This window comes from Candidatus Desulforudis audaxviator MP104C (genome assembly GCF_000018425.1).
GTDB classification, from domain to species: domain Bacteria; phylum Bacillota; class Desulfotomaculia; order Desulfotomaculales; family Desulforudaceae; genus Desulforudis; species Desulforudis audaxviator.
Map to the genome: position 1 here is coordinate 1,047,433 of NC_010424.1, position 21,527 is coordinate 1,068,959.

General features: G+C 62.8%; 25 protein-coding genes. All 25 read left to right on the forward strand.

Annotated elements, in window-relative coordinates; translation table 11 throughout:
* The first annotated feature begins 177 nt into the window (after positions 1–177).
* The 25 genes from DAUD_RS04990 to accC all read left to right on the forward strand — a co-directional run bounded on the left by DAUD_RS04990 (position 178) and on the right by accC (position 21,443).
* On the forward strand, positions 178–1,209 hold the full coding sequence (locus tag DAUD_RS04990) for a type II secretion system F family protein (RefSeq protein ID WP_166485121.1): 1,032 nt from the start codon (positions 178–180) through the stop codon (positions 1,207–1,209).
* 26 nt (positions 1,210–1,235) lie between these two features.
* On the forward strand, positions 1,236–1,790 hold the full coding sequence (locus DAUD_RS04995) for a prepilin-type N-terminal cleavage/methylation domain-containing protein (RefSeq protein WP_012302091.1): 555 nt from the start codon (positions 1,236–1,238) through the stop codon (positions 1,788–1,790).
* 8 nt (positions 1,791–1,798) lie between these two features.
* Positions 1,799–2,278, forward strand: coding sequence for a GspH/FimT family pseudopilin (locus DAUD_RS05000; RefSeq protein WP_012302092.1), 480 nt, complete (start codon positions 1,799–1,801; stop codon positions 2,276–2,278).
* Positions 2,259–2,630, forward strand: coding sequence for a type IV pilus modification PilV family protein (locus tag DAUD_RS05005; RefSeq protein WP_012302093.1), 372 nt, complete (start codon positions 2,259–2,261; stop codon positions 2,628–2,630). The genes DAUD_RS05000 and DAUD_RS05005 overlap by 20 nt, the downstream gene beginning before the upstream one ends.
* 38 nt (positions 2,631–2,668) lie before the next feature.
* Entirely contained in the window at positions 2,669–3,220 is a 552-nt protein-coding gene (locus tag DAUD_RS05010; RefSeq protein WP_166485122.1) for a PilW family protein, read from the forward strand.
* Between the two features lie 44 nt (positions 3,221–3,264).
* Positions 3,265–4,440 (forward strand): hypothetical protein, encoded by a 1,176-nt coding sequence (locus tag DAUD_RS05015; protein WP_041570832.1) that lies wholly within the window; start codon positions 3,265–3,267, stop codon positions 4,438–4,440.
* 97 nt (positions 4,441–4,537) lie between these two features.
* Positions 4,538–5,563 carry a pilus assembly protein PilM gene (gene pilM / locus DAUD_RS05020; protein ID WP_166485123.1) on the forward strand — a complete coding sequence of 342 codons (1,026 nt, stop codon included), beginning with the start codon at positions 4,538–4,540 and terminating at the stop codon, positions 5,561–5,563.
* Complete coding sequence (locus DAUD_RS05025; RefSeq protein WP_012302097.1) at positions 5,563–6,153, forward strand: PilN domain-containing protein; 591 nt, start codon at positions 5,563–5,565, stop codon at positions 6,151–6,153. Before pilM ends, DAUD_RS05025 begins: the two co-directional genes overlap by 1 nt.
* Entirely contained in the window at positions 6,134–6,835 is a 702-nt protein-coding gene (locus DAUD_RS05030; RefSeq protein ID WP_012302098.1) for a type IV pilus inner membrane component PilO, read from the forward strand. The genes DAUD_RS05025 and DAUD_RS05030 overlap by 20 nt, the downstream gene beginning before the upstream one ends.
* Positions 6,836–7,108: 273 nt before the next feature.
* The gene (locus DAUD_RS05035) at positions 7,109–8,602 is read left to right on the forward strand and encodes a TldD/PmbA family protein (RefSeq protein WP_012302099.1); all 1,494 of its coding nucleotides are present in this window, start codon (positions 7,109–7,111) and stop codon (positions 8,600–8,602) included.
* Between the two features lie 296 nt (positions 8,603–8,898).
* The gene (locus tag DAUD_RS05040; RefSeq protein ID WP_012302100.1) at positions 8,899–10,242 is read left to right on the forward strand and encodes a TldD/PmbA family protein; all 1,344 of its coding nucleotides are present in this window, start codon (positions 8,899–8,901) and stop codon (positions 10,240–10,242) included.
* Between the two features lie 32 nt (positions 10,243–10,274).
* Positions 10,275–10,727, forward strand: coding sequence for a type II 3-dehydroquinate dehydratase (gene aroQ / locus DAUD_RS05045; protein ID WP_012302101.1), 453 nt, complete (start codon positions 10,275–10,277; stop codon positions 10,725–10,727).
* Positions 10,720–11,793, forward strand: a complete 1,074-nt coding sequence (locus DAUD_RS05050; RefSeq protein ID WP_012302102.1) for a M24 family metallopeptidase — start codon at positions 10,720–10,722, stop codon at positions 11,791–11,793. The genes aroQ and DAUD_RS05050 overlap by 8 nt, the downstream gene beginning before the upstream one ends.
* A 26-nt stretch (positions 11,794–11,819) precedes the next feature.
* Entirely contained in the window at positions 11,820–12,377 is a 558-nt protein-coding gene (gene efp, locus DAUD_RS05055) for an elongation factor P (protein WP_012302103.1), read from the forward strand.
* A gap of 93 nt (positions 12,378–12,470) precedes the next feature.
* Positions 12,471–12,893 carry a CD1247 N-terminal domain-containing protein gene (locus DAUD_RS05060; protein ID WP_012302104.1) on the forward strand — a complete coding sequence of 141 codons (423 nt, stop codon included), beginning with the start codon at positions 12,471–12,473 and terminating at the stop codon, positions 12,891–12,893.
* A gap of 117 nt (positions 12,894–13,010) precedes the next feature.
* Entirely contained in the window at positions 13,011–14,009 is a 999-nt protein-coding gene (gene spoIIIAA / locus DAUD_RS05065; protein ID WP_012302105.1) for a stage III sporulation protein AA, read from the forward strand.
* A complete protein-coding gene (gene spoIIIAB, locus DAUD_RS05070; RefSeq protein ID WP_012302106.1) occupies positions 13,997–14,515 on the forward strand; it encodes a stage III sporulation protein SpoIIIAB in 519 nt (172 codons plus the stop codon). Before spoIIIAA ends, spoIIIAB begins: the two co-directional genes overlap by 13 nt.
* An 11-nt stretch (positions 14,516–14,526) precedes the next feature.
* The gene (gene spoIIIAC / locus DAUD_RS05075) at positions 14,527–14,730 is read left to right on the forward strand and encodes a stage III sporulation protein AC (RefSeq protein ID WP_012302107.1); all 204 of its coding nucleotides are present in this window, start codon (positions 14,527–14,529) and stop codon (positions 14,728–14,730) included.
* A 13-nt stretch (positions 14,731–14,743) separates the two neighbouring features.
* Positions 14,744–15,130: a stage III sporulation protein AD gene (spoIIIAD, locus tag DAUD_RS05080; RefSeq protein ID WP_012302108.1), complete on the forward strand. Its 387-nt coding sequence runs from the start codon at positions 14,744–14,746 to the stop codon at positions 15,128–15,130.
* A 12-nt stretch (positions 15,131–15,142) separates the two neighbouring features.
* Complete coding sequence (gene spoIIIAE / locus DAUD_RS05085; protein ID WP_012302109.1) at positions 15,143–16,306, forward strand: stage III sporulation protein AE; 1,164 nt, start codon at positions 15,143–15,145, stop codon at positions 16,304–16,306.
* A gap of 17 nt (positions 16,307–16,323) precedes the next feature.
* Positions 16,324–16,902: a stage III sporulation protein AF gene (gene spoIIIAF / locus DAUD_RS05090; protein WP_012302110.1), complete on the forward strand. Its 579-nt coding sequence runs from the start codon at positions 16,324–16,326 to the stop codon at positions 16,900–16,902.
* Between the two features lie 26 nt (positions 16,903–16,928).
* Positions 16,929–17,540, forward strand: coding sequence for a stage III sporulation protein AG (locus DAUD_RS05095; protein ID WP_012302111.1), 612 nt, complete (start codon positions 16,929–16,931; stop codon positions 17,538–17,540).
* Positions 17,541–17,553: 13 nt separating this feature from the next.
* Positions 17,554–18,084, forward strand: coding sequence for a SpoIIIAH-like family protein (locus DAUD_RS05100; RefSeq protein ID WP_012302112.1), 531 nt, complete (start codon positions 17,554–17,556; stop codon positions 18,082–18,084).
* A 154-nt stretch (positions 18,085–18,238) separates the two neighbouring features.
* Positions 18,239–20,083 (forward strand): acetyl-CoA carboxylase biotin carboxyl carrier protein, encoded by a 1,845-nt coding sequence (gene accB, locus DAUD_RS05105; RefSeq protein ID WP_012302113.1) that lies wholly within the window; start codon positions 18,239–18,241, stop codon positions 20,081–20,083.
* A 19-nt stretch (positions 20,084–20,102) separates the two neighbouring features.
* On the forward strand, positions 20,103–21,443 hold the full coding sequence (accC, locus tag DAUD_RS05110; RefSeq protein WP_012302114.1) for an acetyl-CoA carboxylase biotin carboxylase subunit: 1,341 nt from the start codon (positions 20,103–20,105) through the stop codon (positions 21,441–21,443).
* The last annotated feature ends 84 nt before the right edge of the window (positions 21,444–21,527 follow it).

The window sequence follows — 21,527 nt, forward strand, 5'->3', positions numbered from 1 at the left end:
GTATTCGCATACCGGGCGCGCGATCGGCAAGGCCGCCGGGTAACGGGGCAAGTGGAAGCGGAGAACAAAGCGGCGGCAGCGGCCTCCCTATGGGCCAGAGGCTTTTTTGTAATCGATTTGAACGAGGCATCCAACAGGAGAGGTCCGGTCCGACCGCTTCCTTTCATACGGGAGAAAGTGTCTGCTCGGGAACTGGCTCTGTTCTCCCGCCAGTCGGCCGCGTTGATCGACGCCGGCGTGCCTGTTTTGCGGGCGCTCCGGATTCTGACCGCCCAGGCGCCGAACAGGCGTTTGCGCGACACACTCGACGAGGTTGCCGCAGCCGTCGAACGCGGTTCCTCCCTGGCAGGGGCCTTCAGGCGCCACCCCGACGTTTTCCCGTCCGTTTTCACCAGCCTGGTGGAAGCCGGGGAACTGGGAGGCCAACTGAACCTGGTCCTGGAGCGGCTGTCCGTGCACTACGAAAAGGAACACCTGTTCCGGGAGAAGATGCGCTCGGTTCTGACGTACCCTTTGATTGTGCTGGCTGTCGCGGTCCTGGCCGTGGCGGTGCTCACGACTTTTGTGCTCCCGACTCTGGCGGGTGTCCTAACGGAAACCGGGGTACCGCTGCCCCTGTTGACCGAGATTGTGATCAGGGTCAGCGAAAGCGCCAACCGATACTGGTACCTGGTTTTCGCAAGTCTGACGGTCCTACCCGTCGCCCTGCGTCACCTGGTGGGCACACCGTGGGGGCGGGATTACTGGGACCGTGCTCTCCTGCGTATCCCCGTCTTCGGTCACCTGGCCGGGAGCATTATTATCGCCCGGTTTTGCCGGACGTTCGCCAGCCTGATCAAAAGCGGGGTGCCGATTCTGCAGGCCCTGGATGTACTGGCCAAAACAGTGGGTAATGCCGGGATGGCCCGGGCCATCGAGGAGATCTCGGCCAACGTCGGCCAAGGGGAGAGCATCGCCGTCTTGTTGGAAAGAAGCCGCCTTTTTCCGCGGATGGTCACGCAGATGATCGTCGTGGGGGAGGAAACCGGCGCCCTGGACAAACTGCTGGAAAAAGTGGCGGTCTATTATGAACAGGATGTCGACCAGACCGTTTCCAGGCTCGCCTCCGCGCTTGAGCCGGTCCTGATTCTAGCCGTGGGCGGCGTGGTCGGTCTGATCATCATCTCGGTTTTGCTGCCGCTTTTGGGGGCGATTGCGGGCATCTCGTAACGCAAGGGGAAAGGGGACCGGTGAGAATGAAGGGACTGGTCGAGGCAGCGTCCGGCCTGCTCCGGCATTTCCGGGAACGGGAAAAGGAGTTGGTCAAGACGATGTCCGGCCTGCTCCGTAAGGCTCCGCCCGGGCAGAAAGGGTTCACCCTCGTCGAAGTCCTGCTGGTGATAGTCCTCATCGGTATTATCACCGCCATCGCTTTGCCGCGGTTTGTCGGACACGCCGACCGGGCGCGGACGAGCGTTGTGTTGGCTGAATTGCAGTCCATGAAGACGGTGGTGGAACTCCACTACGCGGAGGCGGGCCGCCTGCCGGCGGCCAGCGTTCTTGACCAAGCCGGCACTGTGAGAAGGGTAATGAACGACGGCGGCATCAACTGGGGTGGCCCCTCTGGGATCGTCAATCCATGGGGTAAACCGTACCATTACGCCACCGCCGGAACGCGCTATATCGTCTATACCGAAGACAATGCCGGTGCTCCCGGCGTTTGCCACTACGTTACGGACGCACACCCGCCGGGCACGGGCCCCAGACCTCAGGGTTACGATTTGGCCGGTCCTGTGCCGAGCCGGTCCTGACGAAACCGATGCGGACGGGGTGGCGGGTTGAACGGCGAGCCGGTTTCACCTTGGTGGAACTGGTGGTGGTCATGGTTATCACCGTGGTTTTGCTGGGGCTGACGGTGCCGAATTTCGTCAAGATCACCGCCCGGCACCAGTTCGAGAGCGCGGCGCGCCGCATGGTCGCCGACATTCGGGAGACCCGGGAACTCGCCCGGGTGGAAAACACCGGCTACGAGATCCAGTTCCTGACGGCGGTGGAACGGTACCACATCAAGCGGTGGGACAGCGTGACCGTAAGGCGGAGAGTGCAGTTGCCGGCGCAGGTGGACTTGGTGCACGCCGCTTTCGGAGGTTCGGGTAGCGTTCTCCGGTTCAACGCTTACGGGGAACCCAATTGGAACGGGACGGTGACGCTCAAGAACCGTCTGACCGGGGAGATGCGTTACGTGATTGTAAGCCAGACCGGCCGGGTGCGGGTGAGTAATGTACCGGCGGCGGACTGAATGGCGGTACCATCGGAATCAGGCCGGCCTAACCCTGCTGGAGGTCCTGCTGGCGGCGGTCATTCTGGGTTTGGCGGCCGTCTCGGTTTTCAACCTGCTTGTGGTCACCAGACAACTCCAAACTGATGCCCGGCAGCACATGGAGGCCCTGCGGACGGCGGAATCGGTGTTGGAGTCTTACAAAGCCCGGCCTTACAGCGATATTGCCCGGCCCGGAGAAGAACTTGACGATCAGGTGGTGGTGGCGGTGGCGGAACGCGCCGGCCTCAAGGTGGTCACGGTGACGGTTTTCTATCCGGCGGGGGAAGGCGTGAAGTCTGTCTCGCTGACCCTGGAGCGCGGACCCCGTTGACCTTCCGGGCGGGCCGACCGCCGGCTGGAAGGCGGTTTTTGGCCTGTGAGCGGGGCTTGACGCTCGTGGAAGCGGTGGTTGCGGCCCTGCTGATGACGCTCGTGATGGTCGCGGTGCTGGGTCTTTACGGAAGGGCGGTTGTCTACTGGAAACGAAGTGAAGCGGTCGCCGATCTGGAAGACCACTTACGCGTTTCCCTGAACACCCTGGGATCCGACCTCCGGAACGCGCGCACCCTGAACTGGCTGACCGGGCCCCCCACCCGGATTCAACCCGGAGTGGCGGCGACCGACCTTTTTGAGCTGGTGGTGCCTAAGAGAACAGTGCCCTGGGAAACGGAAACCATTCGTTACTCCTGGGCGGCCACCGGTACCGGGGATACGAGAAATGTGCTCCGGCGCAAGGTGGGTTCAGCCGTTCCACAACCTATTGCCCACCACATCACCGGGATCGAGGTTGACATGGACGCCGGAAACGGATTGGAGGCGCGGGGGCTGGTGCTGGTAACCCTGCGGGCTGAAAAGGAATACCGGGGTCAGCCCGTAGCGGCCGAGGTGACCGGCAGGTTCCAAATCCGGGTGGTGGACTGACATTCGCCCACCGGGGCGAGGTGCGATGGGAGGATCGGGCGGGCGTGTTTTTGCGGACGAACAGCGGGCAGGTGTTCCTGTCCGTAATGCTCATCCTGACAGCCCTGTTGATTCTCGGTACAGCGAGCGTGGCTCTGGCCTCCGGTTTGAAGCGGATATCTATGATACAGGAGTGGCGCACCGGAGCTTACTACGCGGCGGACGCGGGAGTTGAGCGGGCTCTGGCGAGACTGGCGGGGGAACCGGAATGGCGCGACCCCGTGGGCCTCCAACTGGCCGGGCCGTACCTGTCGAGTGACGGAGAGCCGGTGGGAACGATCGTGCGGGTCCGGGTAACGGACGCCGCTGCCCAGCCGGAGTTTGGGTGCCGGGTGCAGGTCACCGCCACCGGCGCCTTCCGCGAGGCCGAACAGCAGATTACGGTCACCGCCATCCTCGTTCCGAACACCGGCCTGTTCAACGGGGTTTCTATACTTCCGGACACGCCTGCCCGGCGGGTGGATGTTTCCGGAGAGCTTAACATCCAGAGCCCGGTGGGGAAAGGAACCTTGCTTATAGACGGCGATCTGGCGGTGGAGGGTGGAGCCCAGGTTTGTGCCGATGTGTTTGCTTCGGGGCGCGTGGAACCCGGTGGCAAAGCGAGGATTCAGGGCCGGGTCGAGGAGCGCTACCCCGGTGTTCCCCGGTTTCCTACGGTGGATAAAGAGTGGCTGGCTGCGCACGCCACCGAGGTGTTTCGAGGCGACCTCAACATCGGCCATTCCGAGGATGACGGTCTGGATATCTCGACCCTGGCCGAATGCGGCATCTATTTGGTGGAAGGGACGATCACCATCGCCGGTACGTATTACGTCCGGACCACCCTGGTGGCGGTCGGGGACATAGCGATCACCGGCGACCTGAAGCGCGGTGCTGGCGACGCCGGCCTGCTCACGCTGATCGCGCTCGGCGGCCGGGCGGGCACCTCGGGGGATGTTGCCGTCCTGGCGGAGAACGCCGCGGTGGAGGCACTCATCCTGGCGCAAGGAACGTTCAGGGTGGCGGGCGATGTGGAACTCCGGGGAGGGGTGGTGGCCCGTGACCTGGCGGCACCGGGCTGGGAGGCGCCGTTGGCGCCCGCGGTCCGGATAAACTGCGACCCAGCCCTGGTTGCGCCCAACATTCCGCCCAGGGACGTAGTCCGGACCCGGCCGCGGATTGAATCCTGGGTGGGGGGCTGAATCCGTAAGAAACCCGGAAGGGAGCTGGGACAAGGCAATGGTATGGTTCCGGAAGTTATCCCGGTTATTTTCACGGGGCAGCCGGGTGGGCACCGGTGTGGATCTAGGCACCCACGAGATCAAGGTGGTTCGGATGGCGCATAACGGCAACCGTCCGGTTGTTTTGGGGTGCGCTTCGGTTCCCGCCCCTTCCGGCGCCCAACCGGGCGGGCCGAACCGGCCGGAAATGGCGGCGGCGCTCGAGGAGGCCCTGCAGGCCGCCGGCGCGGCCGAGGGTGCGAACGGGCTCGTAACCGCCATCGGTGGAGGCCGAGTGATTGCAAGAAACATCCTCCTGCCCGTCATGCCGGAAAGGGAGTTTGAGGCCGCCGTGCGGTGGGAGGCGGAACGGCATATTCCCGTGCCCCCGGACGAACTGGTCATCCGGCACGTACGCCTGGGGGAAGTCGTGACGGATGGGGTGGCCCAGTTTCATGTCCTCCTGGTGGGAGCGCCCCGGAAACTGGTTCAGGATTACGACACCCTTTTCCGGGAGACGGGGCGGGTGCTGAACGCCGTGGATTTACAATCTCTGGCCCTGTGGCGGCTGTTTTTCGGTTTTCAACCGGAACGGACTCAACCCGGAACGGTGATTCTGCTGGATATCGGGGCCAACCACACGGAATTCGTGGTCGTTCAGGACGGCAGCTTCCGGTATTCCCGCTCGCTGCCGGGCGGCGCCGGCAGCCTGACCGGGGCGTTTCCCAGCTCTCCGGGGACCGGCCCGGCAACGGAGCGTGAGCAGAATGGGAACCTGGAACCGGAGGAGTACGCCGGTGGGGCTTTCTGGCGGGAAGCGGGGCCGGAGTATGCCGCGGGGCTTGAGGGCGGGGAACTCCTGTCCAATATCAGGCGCTCGATCGACTGGTATCAGAGCCGCAACCGGGGGCGGCGAGTGGAGCGGGTTATCGTTTCCGGAGGCGGCAGCCGGAAGGCCGGCTTGACCGGCTACCTCGCCGGGCAGCTGGGGCTCCCCGTCGATACGGGCCGCGCCCGGGTTTCATTCCCCGGTGCGGGGGAAGGGGAGTTCGACCGGAAGTTCGCGGTGGCGGCGGGACTGGCGCTGCGGGAGATGGTGCGCTGATGTACAGAGTGAATCTCCTGACTCCTGAAGCCGAGGGATCGGCCTATGTGCGCCGCTCCGCAGGGCTTTGGACCTGGACCGGGCGTGCAGCCGCCCTGCTCCTGGCGGTTGGTTATGGGCTGTTCCTGCTGGCGTTTCATATGTCCGGGCTGCAGCTGATGCGGCAGCAGTCCGCCCTTGAACTCCTGGAACCGGAGATCCGGGCGGCCCTGGAACTGCGCGCGGACAGGGAGCGGGCGGAGGCCAGGCTTGGGGCTTGGCGGGAAGCAGCAAACCACGGAGGGGAATGGGTCGACGTGCTCGGACAGGTGACCGGCGCTCTGCCCGCGGATGTCTGGCTGACCTCCTTGCGCCTCGTCCGCGGGGAAGAGGACACCGACCGGCCGGGACGACCGGGGGCGGCGATGGTGCGGCTTGAGGGCGCCGGCGGTTCGCTGTCCTCGGTGGGGTTGTTCCTGCACAGCCTGCAGCGGCGGCCCTGTTTTTCGAGTGCCCAACTGCAAACGGCAAGGGAAAGCAAAGACGGCGTTTTGGTTTTTGCCATCGATCTGAGACTGGCGGGAGACGGCCGTGGGGTCGCGTTTGAGTGAGCGGGCCAGGAAAACGGTGATCGTACTGGGCGCGGCCCTGGTGGTCGGGTGCTTTTTCTTGTACGTGCTCAAACCCCAGTTGGACGGTTTCGTCGACACCCGGCGCAAGATCCGGGGCCTGGAACGGGAGTTGGCAGCGGCCGAGGAGGTACTGGCTGCGCAGGCGGCGCACCGGGTAGCGCTTCAGAAAGCCCGGGCGGAACTCCGTCATTTGCAGCGCCGGTTTTCGGCCGACGTCACCGACGGGATGATGATGGCCGAAATCGGGGCCAAGGCGGCCGCCGCCGGGGTGGACGTTGTACACTTTCAGCCGCGGGAGGTGGCGGAAGGCGAACACCTGCTGGAGTTTCCCGTCAAAATCGGGGTGCGGGGTGACTTCCCGAATGTGCTGACGTTCATGGAACTGCTCCGGAGTCTGCCCAACACCGCGCAAATCCGTGAGTTCGCGATCCACAGGGAGCGGAAACCGGAAGCCGGGCGGGTGTGGGCCGACTTTCTGCTGGTGATATACTCCGAGAAGAACCCCACCCGGGCCAGGGACTTGAGTGCGGGGGACCAGGGTTTGCGCGACAACCCGTTTGAACCGGCGGCTTCGGCCGGTATCACGGATGGTGGCCTTCAGGGTTCCGGCTTTGCTGTTGATCAACCTGCCTATCCGTTCTCCGAACCGGACGTCAAGTGAATGTTCAAACCCGGCCGTTCCGGTCAGTGTCCCGGCCCGGATAAAGCAGAATTCGGAATTATAAATTATAATCGGAATCAGAATACCACCAGAGCCTTTCCAGTACGGAATTCACTGAAGTGCGACAGAAGAACCGTCTCCGTGTCTCACGGAAGTGTATGGACGGTGACCAGGCTTGGCTGTAAACTGGAACCCAAACGATAATAATAGTGGCAGTTTCGAACCGGGAAGACTATCGGTGCAACGGTAATTTTTTGTCGGGAGGCTTTGCTTTTGGTTGACAAGGACTTGTTGAAAGAGACGCTCACCGTGGCCATGTCCCGGGGGGGCGACTTCGCGGACATTTTCGTGGAGTCCAGGCAGGTCACCGCCATCGGCTTGGAAGACGGCAAGGTCGAGCGGACGCAGTCGGGCACCGAGGCGGGCGCGGGCGTGCGGGTGTGGTCCGGGGACGCCACGGCCTACGCCTACACGAACGAACTTGACCGGGAGGGCCTGCTGCGGGCGGCGCGCATTGCGGCTCAAGCCCTCGGGAACGGGCGAAAGGACGTGACCGTAGACCTAGCTACCGCCAAGCCGCAGGTGACCTTCCGGGTGCGGGAGCTGCCCGGGGATGTCGCCGCGGAACGGAAGGCGGAGATGGTGCAGGAGGCCGACCGCAGCGCCCGGGCGGTGGACACCGAACACATCAAACAAGTAATGGCCGGGTACGGGGATGTGGTTCAGGACGTGGTGATCGCAAACAGCACCGGCATGCACGTGGAAGACCGTCGCGTCCGTACCCGCTTCGTGGTTCAGGCTGTTGCCGCCGGTCACGGGGTGATCCAGACCGGCGTCGAGGCAGCGGCCGGTATTGTGGGTTTTGAACTTTTTGACACCCACGACCCCCGGCGGATGGGCGCTACGGCCGCTGAACGGGCGAAAGCGCTTTTGAGCGCTGCGCCCGCCCCCTCTGGACGCATGCCGGTGGTCCTTTCCGGAACGGCGGGGGGAACCATGGTGCATGAGGCGTGCGGCCACGGGTTGGAGGCCGATCTGGTCCAGAAGGGGCTTTCGGTTTACGGGGGAAAAGAGGGACAGGAGGTGGCCGCGCCCACGATTACGGTGATTGATGACGCCACGCTGGCGGACCGGTACGGCTCGTATGCGTTTGATGACGAAGGGGTGCCGGCCCGGCCGGTGACCCTTATCCGGGAAGGCGTCCTCGAAGATTACCTCTATGACCGGTTATCGGCCAAAAAGAACGGGCGGGAGTCAAACGGGCACGGGCGCCGGGAATCTTACCAGCACCGGCCGATCCCCAGGATGGCCAACACCTATATCGCCGCGGGAAAGGATTCCCCGGACGAAATCCTGCGTGAAGCCGGGAACGGGCTCCTGGTCCGGAAGATGGGGGGCGGCCAGGTGAACACGACCACCGGGGATTTCGTGTTCGAGGTGGCTGAGGGGTACTTGATTCGTGACGGGCAGATCGGGCCGATGGTCCGGGGTGCGACCCTGACCGGCAACGGTCCGGAAGTCCTGCGACGGGTGGTCATGGTCGGTTCCGACCTGGGGTTCACTATCGGGACCTGCGGCAAGGACGGTCAAGGGGTGCCGGTGAGCGACGCCCAACCGACGATGCTGGTGGGCAGAAACCGCAAAGACTCCCCGATAGTGGTGGGCGGCACCCGGCAGATGGGGGATGGCCCCGAGGTGCGGGCGGTCAGGGGGCTTGTGGACGAGGAGTTTTCCGGTTGGCGTCCGAGGCGGATTCGCCGGCTCTAGTGAAGAGCAAATGCTGTTGATAGCAGGAACAGGGAACAGGGTTGGGGAAATCCCCGTTTCGGATCAGCCTCTGGACCCGGGTTTGTGCATCGCCACGCCCGCAAAGAAGAAAAGAAAAATTCAAAATTGGACACTGAACGGGGTGAGCCCGTTCTTTTTATGCGGATCAAATGGCAGGGTTTTAGGCGGGCGGCGGCGAACGCATTTTATATGCGCTACCGGGGAGAAATACTTATTGTACAATTCGGGGATGCTCACAAAACAGGGTCAAAACAGAAGGGAAGCTATGTTGCCCGATGTCGGACACTGATTTTCTGGCCACCGCTGCCGGCGCCGTGGAAGCGGCGCTCGGGGCGGGTGCCGATGCAGCCGAAGCTTACTTGACGAGCGGCACCAGTATTGAGATCGAGGTCCGGGACGGCCGAGTTGAAACCACCAAGAGTGCGGCCGAAAAGGGGTTGGGACTGCGGGTTTTCCGGGGCCGCCGGTTCGGGTACGCCTATACCACTGACTTATCGCCCGGAGGGTTGAAGGAGATGGCCCGCCGGGCAGTGGCATGCGCCGCCCTGACCGCCGAGGACGAATTCCACCGTCTGCCTGATCCGGTCCCGGCATACCCGGAGGTCGATATCTTCGACCCCCGGCTGCCGGAGAAGAAAATTGACGAGAAGATTGAACTCGCCCGGCGGATGGAGGAAGTGGCGCGTGCCTACGATCCCCGGGTGACCATTGTAGAGAGTGCGACCTACCAGGATGGCCTGGTCGAGGTTGGGATTGTCAGCAGCGCGAACGTGTCCGCCTACTACCGGGGGTCGGCGTGCGGGCTGTACATCGCGCTGACCGCCCGGGAAGGTGAGGATCACCAGACGGGTTTCGCCCTGGACTTCAAACCCCGCTTTGCCGATCTGAACCCGGAAGAGGTGGGCCGGGAAGCCGCCCAACGGGCGGTGCGCATGCTTGGGGCGCGCTCCCAGGCGGGAATGCAAGTGCCGGTGGTTTTCGACCCCTACGTGATGGTCAGTCTCCTGGGGGTACTGGCCCCGGCTCTGACGGCCGAGGCGGTCCAGAAGGGCCGTTCGCTGCTTGCGGGTCGCGTAGGCGAAGCGGTGGCCTCCGAACACGTGACCATTGTCGACGACGGCACCCTTGAGGGTGGAGTGCGGTCGGCACCGTTTGACGGGGAAGGAGTCCCCTCGTCCCGTTCGGTCCTGATCGAAAAGGGACTCCTGCAGGGATACCTTTATAACACCTACACGGCGGCGAAGGACGGGGTGAGTTCCACCGGCAACGGGGTGCGATCGTCTTATAAAGGCGTGCCCGAGGTGGGCACCACGAATTTCTTCCTGGCCCCGGGAGAGAAGAGCCCGGAGGAACTGATCGGTGAGATTGATACGGGCTTCTACGTGGGTGAGGTAATGGGCATGCACACCGCCAATCCGATTTCCGGAGATTTCTCGGTGGGTGCCACCGGACTCTGGATCGAAAACGGCCGGTTGGTTCGTCCGGTTCGGGGACTGGCGATCGCCGGGAACATCGGGGAGTTGCTGAAGGCAGTGGACGCGGTCGGAAAAGACCTGCGCTTCTTTGGGGGCAAGGGAGCGCCGACGGTGCGCATCAGCAGGCTTTCCGTCAGTGGTTGAGCAAGACGTTTGGGGGGAAGGGGTGTAGTCCGTTGCGCGTACTGGTGCTGCACGGCCCGAATCTGAATCTCCTGGGCCGGCGGGAGACCGGGATCTACGGTAATGAGACCCTGGCGGACATCGACGCCCGGTTGCAGGAACTGGCGTCCGAACTGGGCGTGGACCTCGAGTGCTTCCAGTCCAACTCGGAGGCGGCGTTGATCGAGCGCCTGCACGGCGCTCCCGGCACCGTGGACGCGGTGGTGTTCAATCCCGCGGGCTTCACCCACTACAGCATCGCCCTGCGGGACGCGGTGGCGGCGGTGGGCCTGCCGGTGGTGGAGGTGCACCTGACCAACATTCACGCCCGGGAGGAGTTTCGCCACCGGTCGGTGATTGCTCCGGTCGCGGCGGGACAAATCAGCGGTTTCGGAACGGCGGGTTACCTGCTGGGACTGCGGGCGGCCGTCGAACTGGTTTCGCGTGGGAAAATGAGTCGTGCTTAAGCGGGTGGAACGCGTAAAACAGTTGATCAGCAAGTCCGGGTTGGACGCCCTGATCGTCACCGGACGGGACAATGTCCGCTACTTGAGCGGTTTCACCGGTTCCGCCGGGGTACTGCTGGTCAGCGCCGAAAAAGCTTTGCTGTTCACCGATTCGAGATACGTCACGCAAGCCGCTGAAGAGGCGTACGCTTTTGAGATCATGGAGATCGAAAAAACGTGGCCGGAGCATCTAGCCGAAATCTTGTCGGAGCACCGGGACATGGCCGTGGGGTTTGAGAGCGAGCATGTCACCCACCAGCAGTTCCTGCGGATGGCGGAGGTCCTGGCGGCCGTGGAGCTTAAGCCGGTGAAGGATATGGTCGAGGGCTTGCGAGCGGTAAAGGAAGAACCCGAGATCGAGAAGATCCGGCGGGCGGTCAGCTTGGTGGATGAAGCCTTCGCCGAGATTCTGGATTACATCGAGGCGGGCCGGTCGGAGCGCGAGATCGCCCTGGAACTGGAGTTTCACCTGCGGCACCGCGGAGCGGAACGGATAGCCTTCGAGACAATTGTGGCTTCCGGGGCCCGCGCGGCGCTGCCGCACGGGGCGGCATCGGGGAAACTGCTGGAGCACGGTGACCTGGTGGTGATGGACTTCGGGGCGGTCTGTAACGGCTACTGCTCTGATTTCACCCGCACCGTGCTGGTCGGAGGCGCGCCCGAGCCCTGGCAGGAGGAGATCTTCGAGGTTGTGCTTGAGGCACAGGGGGCCGGTATCGCTGCGGTACGGGCCGGCGTTCCGGCGAGCGAGGTGGACCGCGTGGTCCGGGAAGTGATCGCCGGCCGCGGCTACGGAGATTATTTTGGGCACGGTTCCGGGCACGGGCTGGGGCTGCAGGTTCACGAACTGCCACGCCTGGACCGGTTCAGTACGGAGACCCTAGAAGCCGGCATGGTGGTCACGGTTGAACCGGGCATCTACCTGCCCGGGCGGGGCGGCGTGCGCATCGAGGACGTGGTGGTGGTCCGGGAGAATGGTGCCGAGGTCCTGACCGGCACCGCCAAGGACCGATTGTTTAGCGTCTAGGATACATTTTCGGAGGAGGCGGTAGTTTGATCTCCACTAACGAATTTCGCACCGGTCTGACCGTGGAAGTCGACGGGGACCCGTGCCAGGTCATCGAGTTCATGCACGTGAAACCGGGCAAAGGCTCGCCTTTTGTCCGGGCCAAGCTCAAGAACCTGCGCACCGGGGCCATCGCCGAGCGGACCTTCAACGCCGGGGAGAAACTCCCCCGGGCGATTCTGGAGCGCAAGGAGATGCAGTACCTCTACAATGACGGCGCAAACTACTATCTGATGGACAACGAAACCTACGACCAGGTGGGATTGAGCGCCGGTCAATTGGGGGACGGCGTGAAGTACCTGAAGGAAAACATGATCATCAACGTGGTCTACCACCGGGGCCAGGTCCTGGGCGTTGACCTGCCCAATACCGTCGAACTCACCGTAATTGAAACCACCCCGGGCATCAGGGGCGATACGGCTTCCGGCGGTTCGAAACCGGCCGTTCTGGAGACCGGCGTGGTGCTCCAGGTGCCCCTGTTCGTGGAGGAAGGGGACGTAATCCAGGTGGATACTCGTTCCGGCGCCTACATAAAACGAGCCTGATGTTTAAAAATCCCCTTTACGGACGCATACTAGAAGAATCTTGGAAACCGGAGACCGGGCAGCGGTCTCCCAGGAGAAGGGGGTTGGCTTTGAATGACAAGACTTAAGGCCCGTGTGGCCTACTTGCAGGGCCTCGCCGCAGGCCTGGAAATGCCGGCCGATTCCAAAGAGGCCCGGCTCCTGGAGGGAATCGTTGAAATCCTGGGTGAGTTTGCGGAGACGGTGGATGATCTCGAAGTGTCCCAGGAGCGGCTGGAGGATTACCTGGAGAGCATTGACGAAGATCTTTACGGACTGGAGAGAGACATCTATCCCGACGAGGACGAGCATGGCATTGACACCCAGTACCTGGACGTCGTATGCCCGGAGTGCGAAGAGACGGTCGGTCTGGATGACCGTCTGGCCGAGGACGGCGGCATTTCGATGGTCAATTGTCCCCACTGCGAGGGTGAGATTTCCGTGAAGCACAACCCGGGGCGTATGGACGCCCCCGACAACAGAAACGAAACCCACTAGGACACCCGGCCATAACCCGAAAGGTTCAAAAGAGCGGCGCTCTTCACGAGCGCCGCTCTTTTTGGTCTAGAGCGGGTCGTGCGGCATACCTATGTAACCAGGAGGGGACAAACCGTGATGCCTGCAAGTCAGTCTGGCGGCCGAACGCACGGGGATGTTTTGGGCTACTTCCCGGCCCTTCTCCGGAGCATACTTGAGCGGCTGCCCCCGTCCCTCTGGTCAGAACTGGAGGAAATCCGGCTCAGGGTTGGAAAACCCCTGGTTCTGGGCAGCGCCCGCGGTGAAATCATGGTGGGGGCCGACGGCCGGGCCGTAGCCGAACCGCATCAGGCCTACCGGGTGGGGGAAGACGATGTGGCCCGGACGGTCGAGTTGGTGACCGGTTCCTCGCTGTACGCGGTGGAAGACGAACTCCGTCAGGGGTTTGTCACCGTTCCGGGAGGGCATCGGGTTGGGCTGGCGGGCCGGGTGGTCACCGACGGGGGTGCGGTGCGGACCATGAAACATCTCTCTGGGGTGAACTTCCGGATCAGCCGGGAGGTACCGGGGGCTGCGGACCGGGTGTTGCCCTGGCTGGTGCACGGTTCGCGGGCAACTTACAACACTCTGATCATTTCCCCGCCGGGCTGCGGCAAAACCACCCTGTTGCGGGACCTGGTGCGCCAGTTTTCCGCCGGGGTCCCCCGGCTCGGGTTCGCTGGCCTGACGGTGGGGGTGGTTGACGAGCGTTCGGAAATCGCCGGCTGTTACCGGGGCGTTCCTCAATTGGATGTCGGCCCCCGCACCGATGTTCTGGACGGCTGCCCCAAAGCGGAGGGGATGATGATGCTGCTCCGGGCGTTTTCCCCGGACGTGATCGCGACTGATGAGATCGGGCGGCGCGAGGATGTGACGGCGCTTGAGGAAATGCTGAACGCGGGCGTGAAGATTCTGGCCACCGCTCACGCCGCGTCGCTGGACGAGTTGCGGGGCCGGCCGGTGCTGCGCTACATCCTGCGCCGACGCATCATCGAGCGGTTCGTGATTCTGGAGTACGCGCGCGGCCCGGGAGCACTGAAGGCGATCATCGACGGGCACACGCAGCGACCCATGGGGGTGTCCGCATGTTCAAGCTAGCCGGGGCGGTGATCTTGATCGGCTCGGCCGGGGCCCTGGGATTGCTGGTGGCCCGGGGTTACGCGCGCCGCCCGCACGAACTGCGGGCCATGCACTCCGCCCTGAACCTGCTGGAGACCGAGATCGTTTACGCGGCCGCCCCATTGGCCGAAGCCCTGGAACAGGTCGGCAGCCGGGCGGAAAAGTGCGTATCCGGATTGTTTATCCGGGCCCAGGCCGAGCTGGCCGCCGGAGCGGGCACCACGGCGCAGGAGGCCTGGGAGTGGGCGCTGGCGCAGTACCAGCCGGACTCGTATCTCCGGCCTGAGGACCTGGCGGTCCTGGAGGGGGTGGGGAAGGTGCTTGGCACCTCCGACCGTCAGGATCAGGCCCGGCACCTGCGAGTGGCGCGCGAACGGCTCCAGGCGCAGATCCTGAAGGCCGAGGACGAGGCCCGGCGCAACGTCAGGCTGTGGAGGTACCTGGGGTTCTTTGCCGGCTGTGCGGTAGTGTTGATTCTAGTCTGAGGAGGGGGAGCGTGAACGTAAGCATCGACCTGATCTTCAAGATTGCCGGAGTCGGCCTTCTCACCGCGGTACTCCATTCGTTGCTGAAGCATGCCGGCAAGGAAGACCAGGCCCACCTGGCCACCTTGGCCGGGGTGGCGATTGTCCTGATGTGGGTGATTGAATTGCTCGGCAACCTTTTTGCCCAGGTGAAGACGGTATTCCGGTTGTTCTAGGCAGGTGTCGGGCGTGGAAATCACCCAAATTGTAGGGTTTGGCCTGGTGGCGGCCGTCCTGGTAGTCATCCTGAGACAGTACAAGCCTGAAATCGCGCTCCTGGTGAGCCTCGCCGCCGGGATTATGCTCTTTATGATGGTCCTCGGCAAGATCGGGGCGATTGTGGAAGTGCTCAAGGACCTTTCCAACCGGGCAAACGTAAACCTTGTGTATCTGGGCGTGATTCTGAAAATCGTGGGTATCGCCTACATCGCCGATTTTGGGGCCCAACTCTGCCGGGACGCCGGTGAGGGTGCCCTGGCGGCCAAGATTGAGTTCGCGGCGAAGATCCTGATCCTGGTCCTGGCCATTCCCATTGTGATGGCCGTGTTGGACATCCTGATGAAAATACTGGGTTAGGTGGCGGTCGGTTTGTTACGGGGTTTGTGCGTCGGTCTGCTGGTGATTTTACTGTTCGGGGTTCCCGGGCTGTGCTGGGCGCAAGCGCCGGACGCCGGCGACGATCTGTTCCACGAACTCGACCTGCGCCGGGTTGACGAGGCGGTCGGGGTGCTGCGCGCCGAAGTCGACAACGCCCTGCCCGACCTGGACTTCAAGAGCCTGGTGGCCTCCCTGGCGCGCGGCGAACTCGGATACACTCCAGGGAACCTGGCCGCGGCTATCTGGCGGTACTTCTTCAAGGAGGTGCTCGCCAGTGCCGCCCTGTTGGGCAAGCTGGTGGTGCTGGCCGTGATCTGCGCGGTGCTCCAGAACATTTCCGGCGCCTTTGAGAAGTCCACCACCAGCCGAATGGCGTATACCGCGGTCTACCTGGCCCTCATCACCATCGCTCTGGGGTCGTTCGTCATCGCCCTGAATACGGGCCGGGAGGCGATAGAAAACATGGTGGTATTCATGCACGCCATGCTGCCGGTGATGCTGACCTTGTTGTGCGCGGTGGGCGGGTTTGCCTCGGCGGCGCTGATCCACCCGGTGATCGTGATTGTGATGAACGCCGCGGCCAACGTGGTCAAGAACGTGGTTTTTCCCTTGATCTTCTTTTCCGCTATCCTGGGAATGATCAGTCACCTGGCCACCGGGTTCTCCCTCTCCCGGCTGGCCGATTTCCTGCGGTTTGTGGGCCTGGGAATAATGGGCGTGCTGACTACGGTCTTCCTTGGGGTATTGACCATCCAGGGAGTCGCCAGCGCGGTGACCGAGGGCATAGCCTTCCGGACGGCCAAGTACGCCTCCCAGGCCTTCCTGCCGATAGTGGGGAAAATGTTTTCGGACGCGATGGAGATGATCGTCGGGTCGTCCCTGCTGGTGAAAAACGCGGTCGGTCTGGCCGGCCTGGTGCTCATTTTCTTGATGGCGCTTTTCCCCCTGCTCAAGATTATCGTCCTGGTGTTCATCTACAAGCTGGCCGCCGCGCTCGTCCAGCCGCTGGGGGAGTCCAGGCTCTCCGAGTGCCTGAACACCTTGGGCAACAGCATTGTCGCCGTTTTCGGCGTGGTGGCCACCTGTGCGCTCCTGTTCTTCTTTGCGCTGGCCTTGATGGCCGGGCTCGGCAACCTGACCGTTATGCTGCGGTAGGAGGTGTGGTCGGCGCCTTGGAAACACTGCAGAGTCTGGTGCGGGAACTGGTGATCCTTGTAATCCTGGCTGTGGTTCTGGAGCTTTTGTTGCCGGAGGGCGACCTGCGCCGGTACGTCCGCATGGTCCTGGGGCTTTTGATCATCGTTGCGGTACTGCAGGCGGCGGTGAGCTTCTGGAACCGGGATCTGGCCGCCGACCTTTCGTGGGTCACCCTCGGGCAGCCCGACCGGGCAGGGACCCGGGAGATTCTGCGGGAGGGGGAACGGCTGTGGCAGGTGGGACAGACCCGGGCCCTGGACGAGTACGAAGAAGGGTTGGCCCGCCAGATCCGGGCCCTGGCCGGGCTGAATCAGGAAGTACCCGTAGCGGACGTGCGCGTGCGGCTCGAAGAAGGAAGAGCGGTCGGGGAGTTCGGACGCCTCAAGGAGGTGATATTGATTCTGGGCGTGCAGCACGGGGACGCGGGCGACGTGCCGGTCGGCGCGTTCCCGGCAGCGGAGCCCGCGGTCGATCCGCAAGCGGTCGCCAGGCTCCGCGGGCTGGTAGCCGACTTCTACGGCCTGACCCGCGAGCAGGTCAGTGTGCGGTACTGATTTGTGGGATGGAGGTGTGATAACCGATGAAACTAAGTGATTTGATTGCCGGCGCGACCGGTGGCGGGTCCAAGAAGCACCAGAAGGTTGTGCTGCTGGTATTGGCCGCGCTCGGCGTGTTTCTTTTGCTTCTGGGGCACCTTGATCTTGGCGGACCGCAACCGACGGTGCCCGTGAACGCACTGACGGTACCCGAGCCGGGGGGCTCGCCCCCCCTCCAGGCCCGTTTACAGATCCAGTCCGAAGAGGAATACCTGGCACGTACGATGGAGGTGATGCTCCAGCAGATCTCCGGGGCGGGCCGGGTGGACGTGGTCATCCGGCTGGAGGGATCAACCACCTCCGAATACGCGCTCAACCAGACCACCGGCCGGAGAGTGATCGATGAAAAAGACCCGGCCGGCACCACCCGGGTGACCACGGAGGTGAACGATTCCGGGCAGTTGGTGGTGGTCCGAGGGGACCGGGGATACGAGATGCCGGTGGTGGAGCGGGAAACGGCACCCCGGGTGACCGGCGTCCTCGTGGTGGCCGAGGGTGCCCGGAACCCCGAGATCAAGGCGGAGCTCTTCCGGGCCACCCGGGTCGCTTTGGGAGTGGAACCGCACCGGATTCTGGTGCTGCCCAAAAAGTTCTAAGGAGGATGGCCTGGTGCGATTCTGGACCTTTGAACGTAAATCCTTGCGGATAGTGGGCCTTTTGGTCTTGGCCTCAATCCTGGTCTGCGCCTGGGTGCTGCGACCACCGGTTCAGGACCCGGAAGTCCCGCCTCGGCCGGAAGCCGTGGAACCGGCCGCCGATGAACCGGCGGCTGAATCGGAAGGGAACTTTTTTATCGAGTACCGCCTCGAGCGGGAAATGTCCCGGGGGCGTCAGGTCGAATTACTGAAAACGGTGGCGCAGGATCCCGGCGCCGGTGAGACCCAACGGGCGGCAGCCCAGGAGCGGCTGCTTCAAATCACCCGGGACCTGGAACGGGAAACCAGCCTGGAGAATATCCTGCGGGCGAAAGGCTTTCGCGATGCGGCGGTGTTCTTTCAAGAAAACCGGGCCACCGTGGTGGTGCCGGATCTGACTTCCGAAGAGCAGGCGACCGGCATCATCAACTTGGTTGTACGCGGGGCGGGGATCATGCCGGAGGACGTGACGGTTATCGGACATCCGGGCGAATTTAGGTCATAATTGCCATATTTGATGGTACAAGGGCAAAAATCTTCTTGTTTTTTGTATACTTGTAACCCGCCTATTTCCAAAACCCGCTAGGCTCCGTTATAATCAAGTCACGCTGGTTATTGCGGCGAAAGCGGGCTTTGCTCAGCGCGGGAGGTATGATTATTTGTCTGTGCTACGGATTACCGACACTACTTTGCGGGACGGCCATCAGAGCCTATGGGCCACGCGGATGCGTACCGCCGACATGCTGCCGATCCTTGAGAAACTGGACGCGGTGGGTTACCACTCGCTGGAGGTTTGGGGCGGGGCTACCTTTGACGTGTGCTTGCGCTATCTGAACGAAGACCCCTGGGAACGTTTACGCCTGATCAAAAAGCACGTCCGGAACACACCCCTGCAGATGCTCTTGCGCGGTCAATCCCTGGTGGGGTACACCCACTACCCGGACGATATCGTCGAAGCGTTTGTGCACCGGATGGTGGCCAACGGGATCGACATCATACGGGTATTCGACGCCTTGAACGATGTCCGGAACATGGTGACCTCCATCCGGGCCGCCAGGCAAGCCGGGGCACACGTACAGGCGGCGGTGGTGTATACGGTCAGCCCCGTGCACACCACCGAACATTTTCTCCGGACCGCCTTGGACCTGGCCGAACTGGGGGCCGATTCCATCTGCATCAAGGACATGGCTGGGCTGTTGGCCCCCTATAAAGCCTACGAATTGGTGAGCCTGTTCAAAAAAGAGCTGCAGCTACCGGTACAGCTGCACTGCCACTACATCGGCGGTATGGCCGTGGGCGCCTACCTGAAGGCGGCCGAGGCGGGGGTTGACGTTGTCGACACCGCTTCTGTGCCGCTGGCCTTCGGTGCCTCTCAACCTCCGGTGGAAACCGTGGTGCGGGCCCTGCGGGGAACACCCTACGATACCAAACTGCGGATCCGGGTCCTGTTCGAGATCGCCGAGTACTTTGAGGAAGTGAGGCGCCGGGAAGGGTATGATCGGGGTGTAACCCGTATTCACGACATGCGCGTCTTTGACCATCAGGTTCCCGGAGGCATGATTTCCAACCTGGTTTCCCAGCTTGAGGAACAGAAATCCCTGCACCGGCTGGAGGAGGTGCTGGCCGAGATACCGCGAGTACGGGCGGAACTCGGCTACCCGCCGCTCGTGACCCCGACCAGCCAGATCGTCGGTACCCAGGCTGTCTTAAACGTACTGACCGGTCAGCGTTACAAGCTGGTGCCCGGCGAGGTCAAGAACTACGTCCAGGGTCTTTACGGAAAGCCGCCGGGCGAGCTGAATCCGGAAGTCATGCGTGACATCCTCGGTGACAATGAGCCCATTACCTGTCGGCCGGCCGACTTGTTGGAACCGAGACTGGAAAAAATGAGAAAGGAAATCGGTGCCCTCGCTACCAGCGAGGAGGACGTCCTATCGTACGCCCTGTTCCCGCAAGTGGCCAAAAAGTTTTTCGAGGCCCGCCTGGCGCCGGAAAAGAAGGAAAATCGACCCGCCCCGGTTAATAAGCCAGGTGCAGTGAAGGGCAAGGAGGCAAGAAGCATGAACTTGGAGGAAATTAGGGAACTCGTCAAGCTGCTGGATCGAACCGACATCAAGGAGTTCTGCCTGGAAAGCCAAGGGATCAAGATTGTGATCAAGAAGGGCGGAACCGGGGAGGAGAACCGTCCTCCAGAACAGGCCACCCCGCTGGAGGGAGGCGCCAAACCCGCGGTCCAGGCACCGCCGCACGAGCCGGCGGCGAACACGGTGACCGTTACAGCTCCTATGGTGGGCACGTTTTACAGTTCGCCGGCTCCCGACGCGCCGCCCTACGTCGAGGTGGGTTCCAAGGTGCAGGAGGGCCAGGTGCTGTGCATCATCGAAGCGATGAAACTAATGAACGAAATTGAGGCGGAAGTAGCCGGAGAGATTGTGGACATATTGGTTGGGAATGGGCAGCCAGTGGAATACGGGCAGCCACTGTTTGTGATTGCCCCTAAATAAATGCCTCGAGGAGAATTAAATGGAGAAGGTATTGATTGCGAATCGGGGAGAGATCGCGCTCCGGATTATTCGTGCCTGCCGCGAACTGGGCTTAAAGACGGTCGCCGTCTATTCGGAGGCCGACCGTGACAGCCTGCCAGTTCGTCTGGCGGACCAAGCCTACTGCATCGGTCCGGCGGACGTGACCCGCAGTTACCTGAACATCGCCGCCATCATCAGCGCCGCCGAACTATCGGGGGCCGACGCCATCCACCCGGGCTACGGTTTTCTGGCCGAAAACGCCCACTTCGCCGAAGTCTGCGAAAGCTGCGGCCTCACTTTTGTCGGGCCGCCTGTTGAGGCTATCGCCAAAATGGGGGCCAAAGCGGAAGCACTGGAACTGGTTAGGAAAATGGGCGTGCCCATCGTGCCGGGCTCGGGAGGGGCCGTAAACGGATTAGACCACGCCCTCGCGGTGGCGGAGGAAATCGGGTATCCCGTCCTGATCAAGGCTTCCGCCGGTGGTGGCGGACGGGGGATGCGGGTGGCCCACAACAAGTCCGACCTGTCCCGGGCCCTGCAGGCGGCCCAGAGCGAAGCCCAGAACGCGTTCGGCAGTGGCGACGTCTACCTGGAAAAGTATATCGAGGAGCCGCGTCACATCGAGATTCAGGTTTTCGGGGACCGGCACGGCAACATTCTATCCCTCGGGGAGCGGGACTGTTCCATCCAACGGCGGAACCAGAAACTGCTCGAAGAGGCGCCGTCCACCGCACTCACTCCGGAGCTGCGCCGGCAGATGGGGGATGCGGCCGTGCGGGCGGCGCAGTCTGTGGGCTACTACAACTCCGGTACGGTGGAATTTCTGCTAGACCGCGAGAACCGGTTTTACTTCATCGAAATGAACACCCGGATTCAGGTCGAACACCCGGTAACGGAAATGGTGACCGGCCTGGACCTGGTGAAGGAACAGATCCGGGTGGCCGCCGGAGAAAAGCTGTCGTTCGGTAAGGACGACGTGAAGATTAACGGCTGGGCGATCGAGTGCCGGATCAACGCCGAGGACCCCTGGGCGAACTTCGGTCCGCGGGCGGGCCGGATTACGGCTTACCTCCCGGCGGGCGGGCCGGGGATACGGGTGGACAGCGCGGTCTATCCCGGTTGCGTAGTGCCCCCTTACTACGACTCCCTGTTGGCCAAGCTGGTGGCCTGGGGCCGGGACCGCGACGAAGCCATCGACCGGGCCGAGCGGGCACTCGCGGAATTCGTGGTTGAGGGAGTGCCGACCACGATACCTTTCCACCAGCGGGTGTTGTCCAACGCCTTTTTCCGGAGGGGCGAGGTCTACACCAATTTCGTCCAGCGGCGCATATTCCCCTGAGAACACGGAACCTGGAATAGATCTAACCCGGTTGTATTATATCCTGATCCTGGTATACAATAAAAAGAAACCAAGAACATTCAG

Bases quoted from the DNA above. Each gene is read 5' to 3' on its own strand.
- DAUD_RS05060 (WP_012302104.1), top strand. From the start codon at position 12,471: ATGACAAGACTTAAGGCCCGTGTGGCCTACTTGCAGGGCCTCGCCGCA.
- DAUD_RS05095 (WP_012302111.1), top strand. From the start codon at position 16,929: ATGAAACTAAGTGATTTGATTGCCGGCGCGACCGGTGGCGGGTCCAAG.
- accC (WP_012302114.1), top strand. From the start codon at position 20,103: ATGGAGAAGGTATTGATTGCGAATCGGGGAGAGATCGCGCTCCGGATT.
- DAUD_RS04995 (WP_012302091.1), top strand. From the start codon at position 1,236: ATGAAGGGACTGGTCGAGGCAGCGTCCGGCCTGCTCCGGCATTTCCGG.
- spoIIIAB (WP_012302106.1), top strand. From the start codon at position 13,997: ATGTTCAAGCTAGCCGGGGCGGTGATCTTGATCGGCTCGGCCGGGGCC.
- spoIIIAA (WP_012302105.1), top strand. From the start codon at position 13,011: ATGCCTGCAAGTCAGTCTGGCGGCCGAACGCACGGGGATGTTTTGGGC.
- DAUD_RS05025 (WP_012302097.1), top strand. From the start codon at position 5,563: ATGTACAGAGTGAATCTCCTGACTCCTGAAGCCGAGGGATCGGCCTAT.
- DAUD_RS05000 (WP_012302092.1), top strand. From the start codon at position 1,799: ATGCGGACGGGGTGGCGGGTTGAACGGCGAGCCGGTTTCACCTTGGTG.
- DAUD_RS05005 (WP_012302093.1), top strand. From the start codon at position 2,259: ATGTACCGGCGGCGGACTGAATGGCGGTACCATCGGAATCAGGCCGGC.
- DAUD_RS05040 (WP_012302100.1), top strand. From the start codon at position 8,899: ATGTCGGACACTGATTTTCTGGCCACCGCTGCCGGCGCCGTGGAAGCG.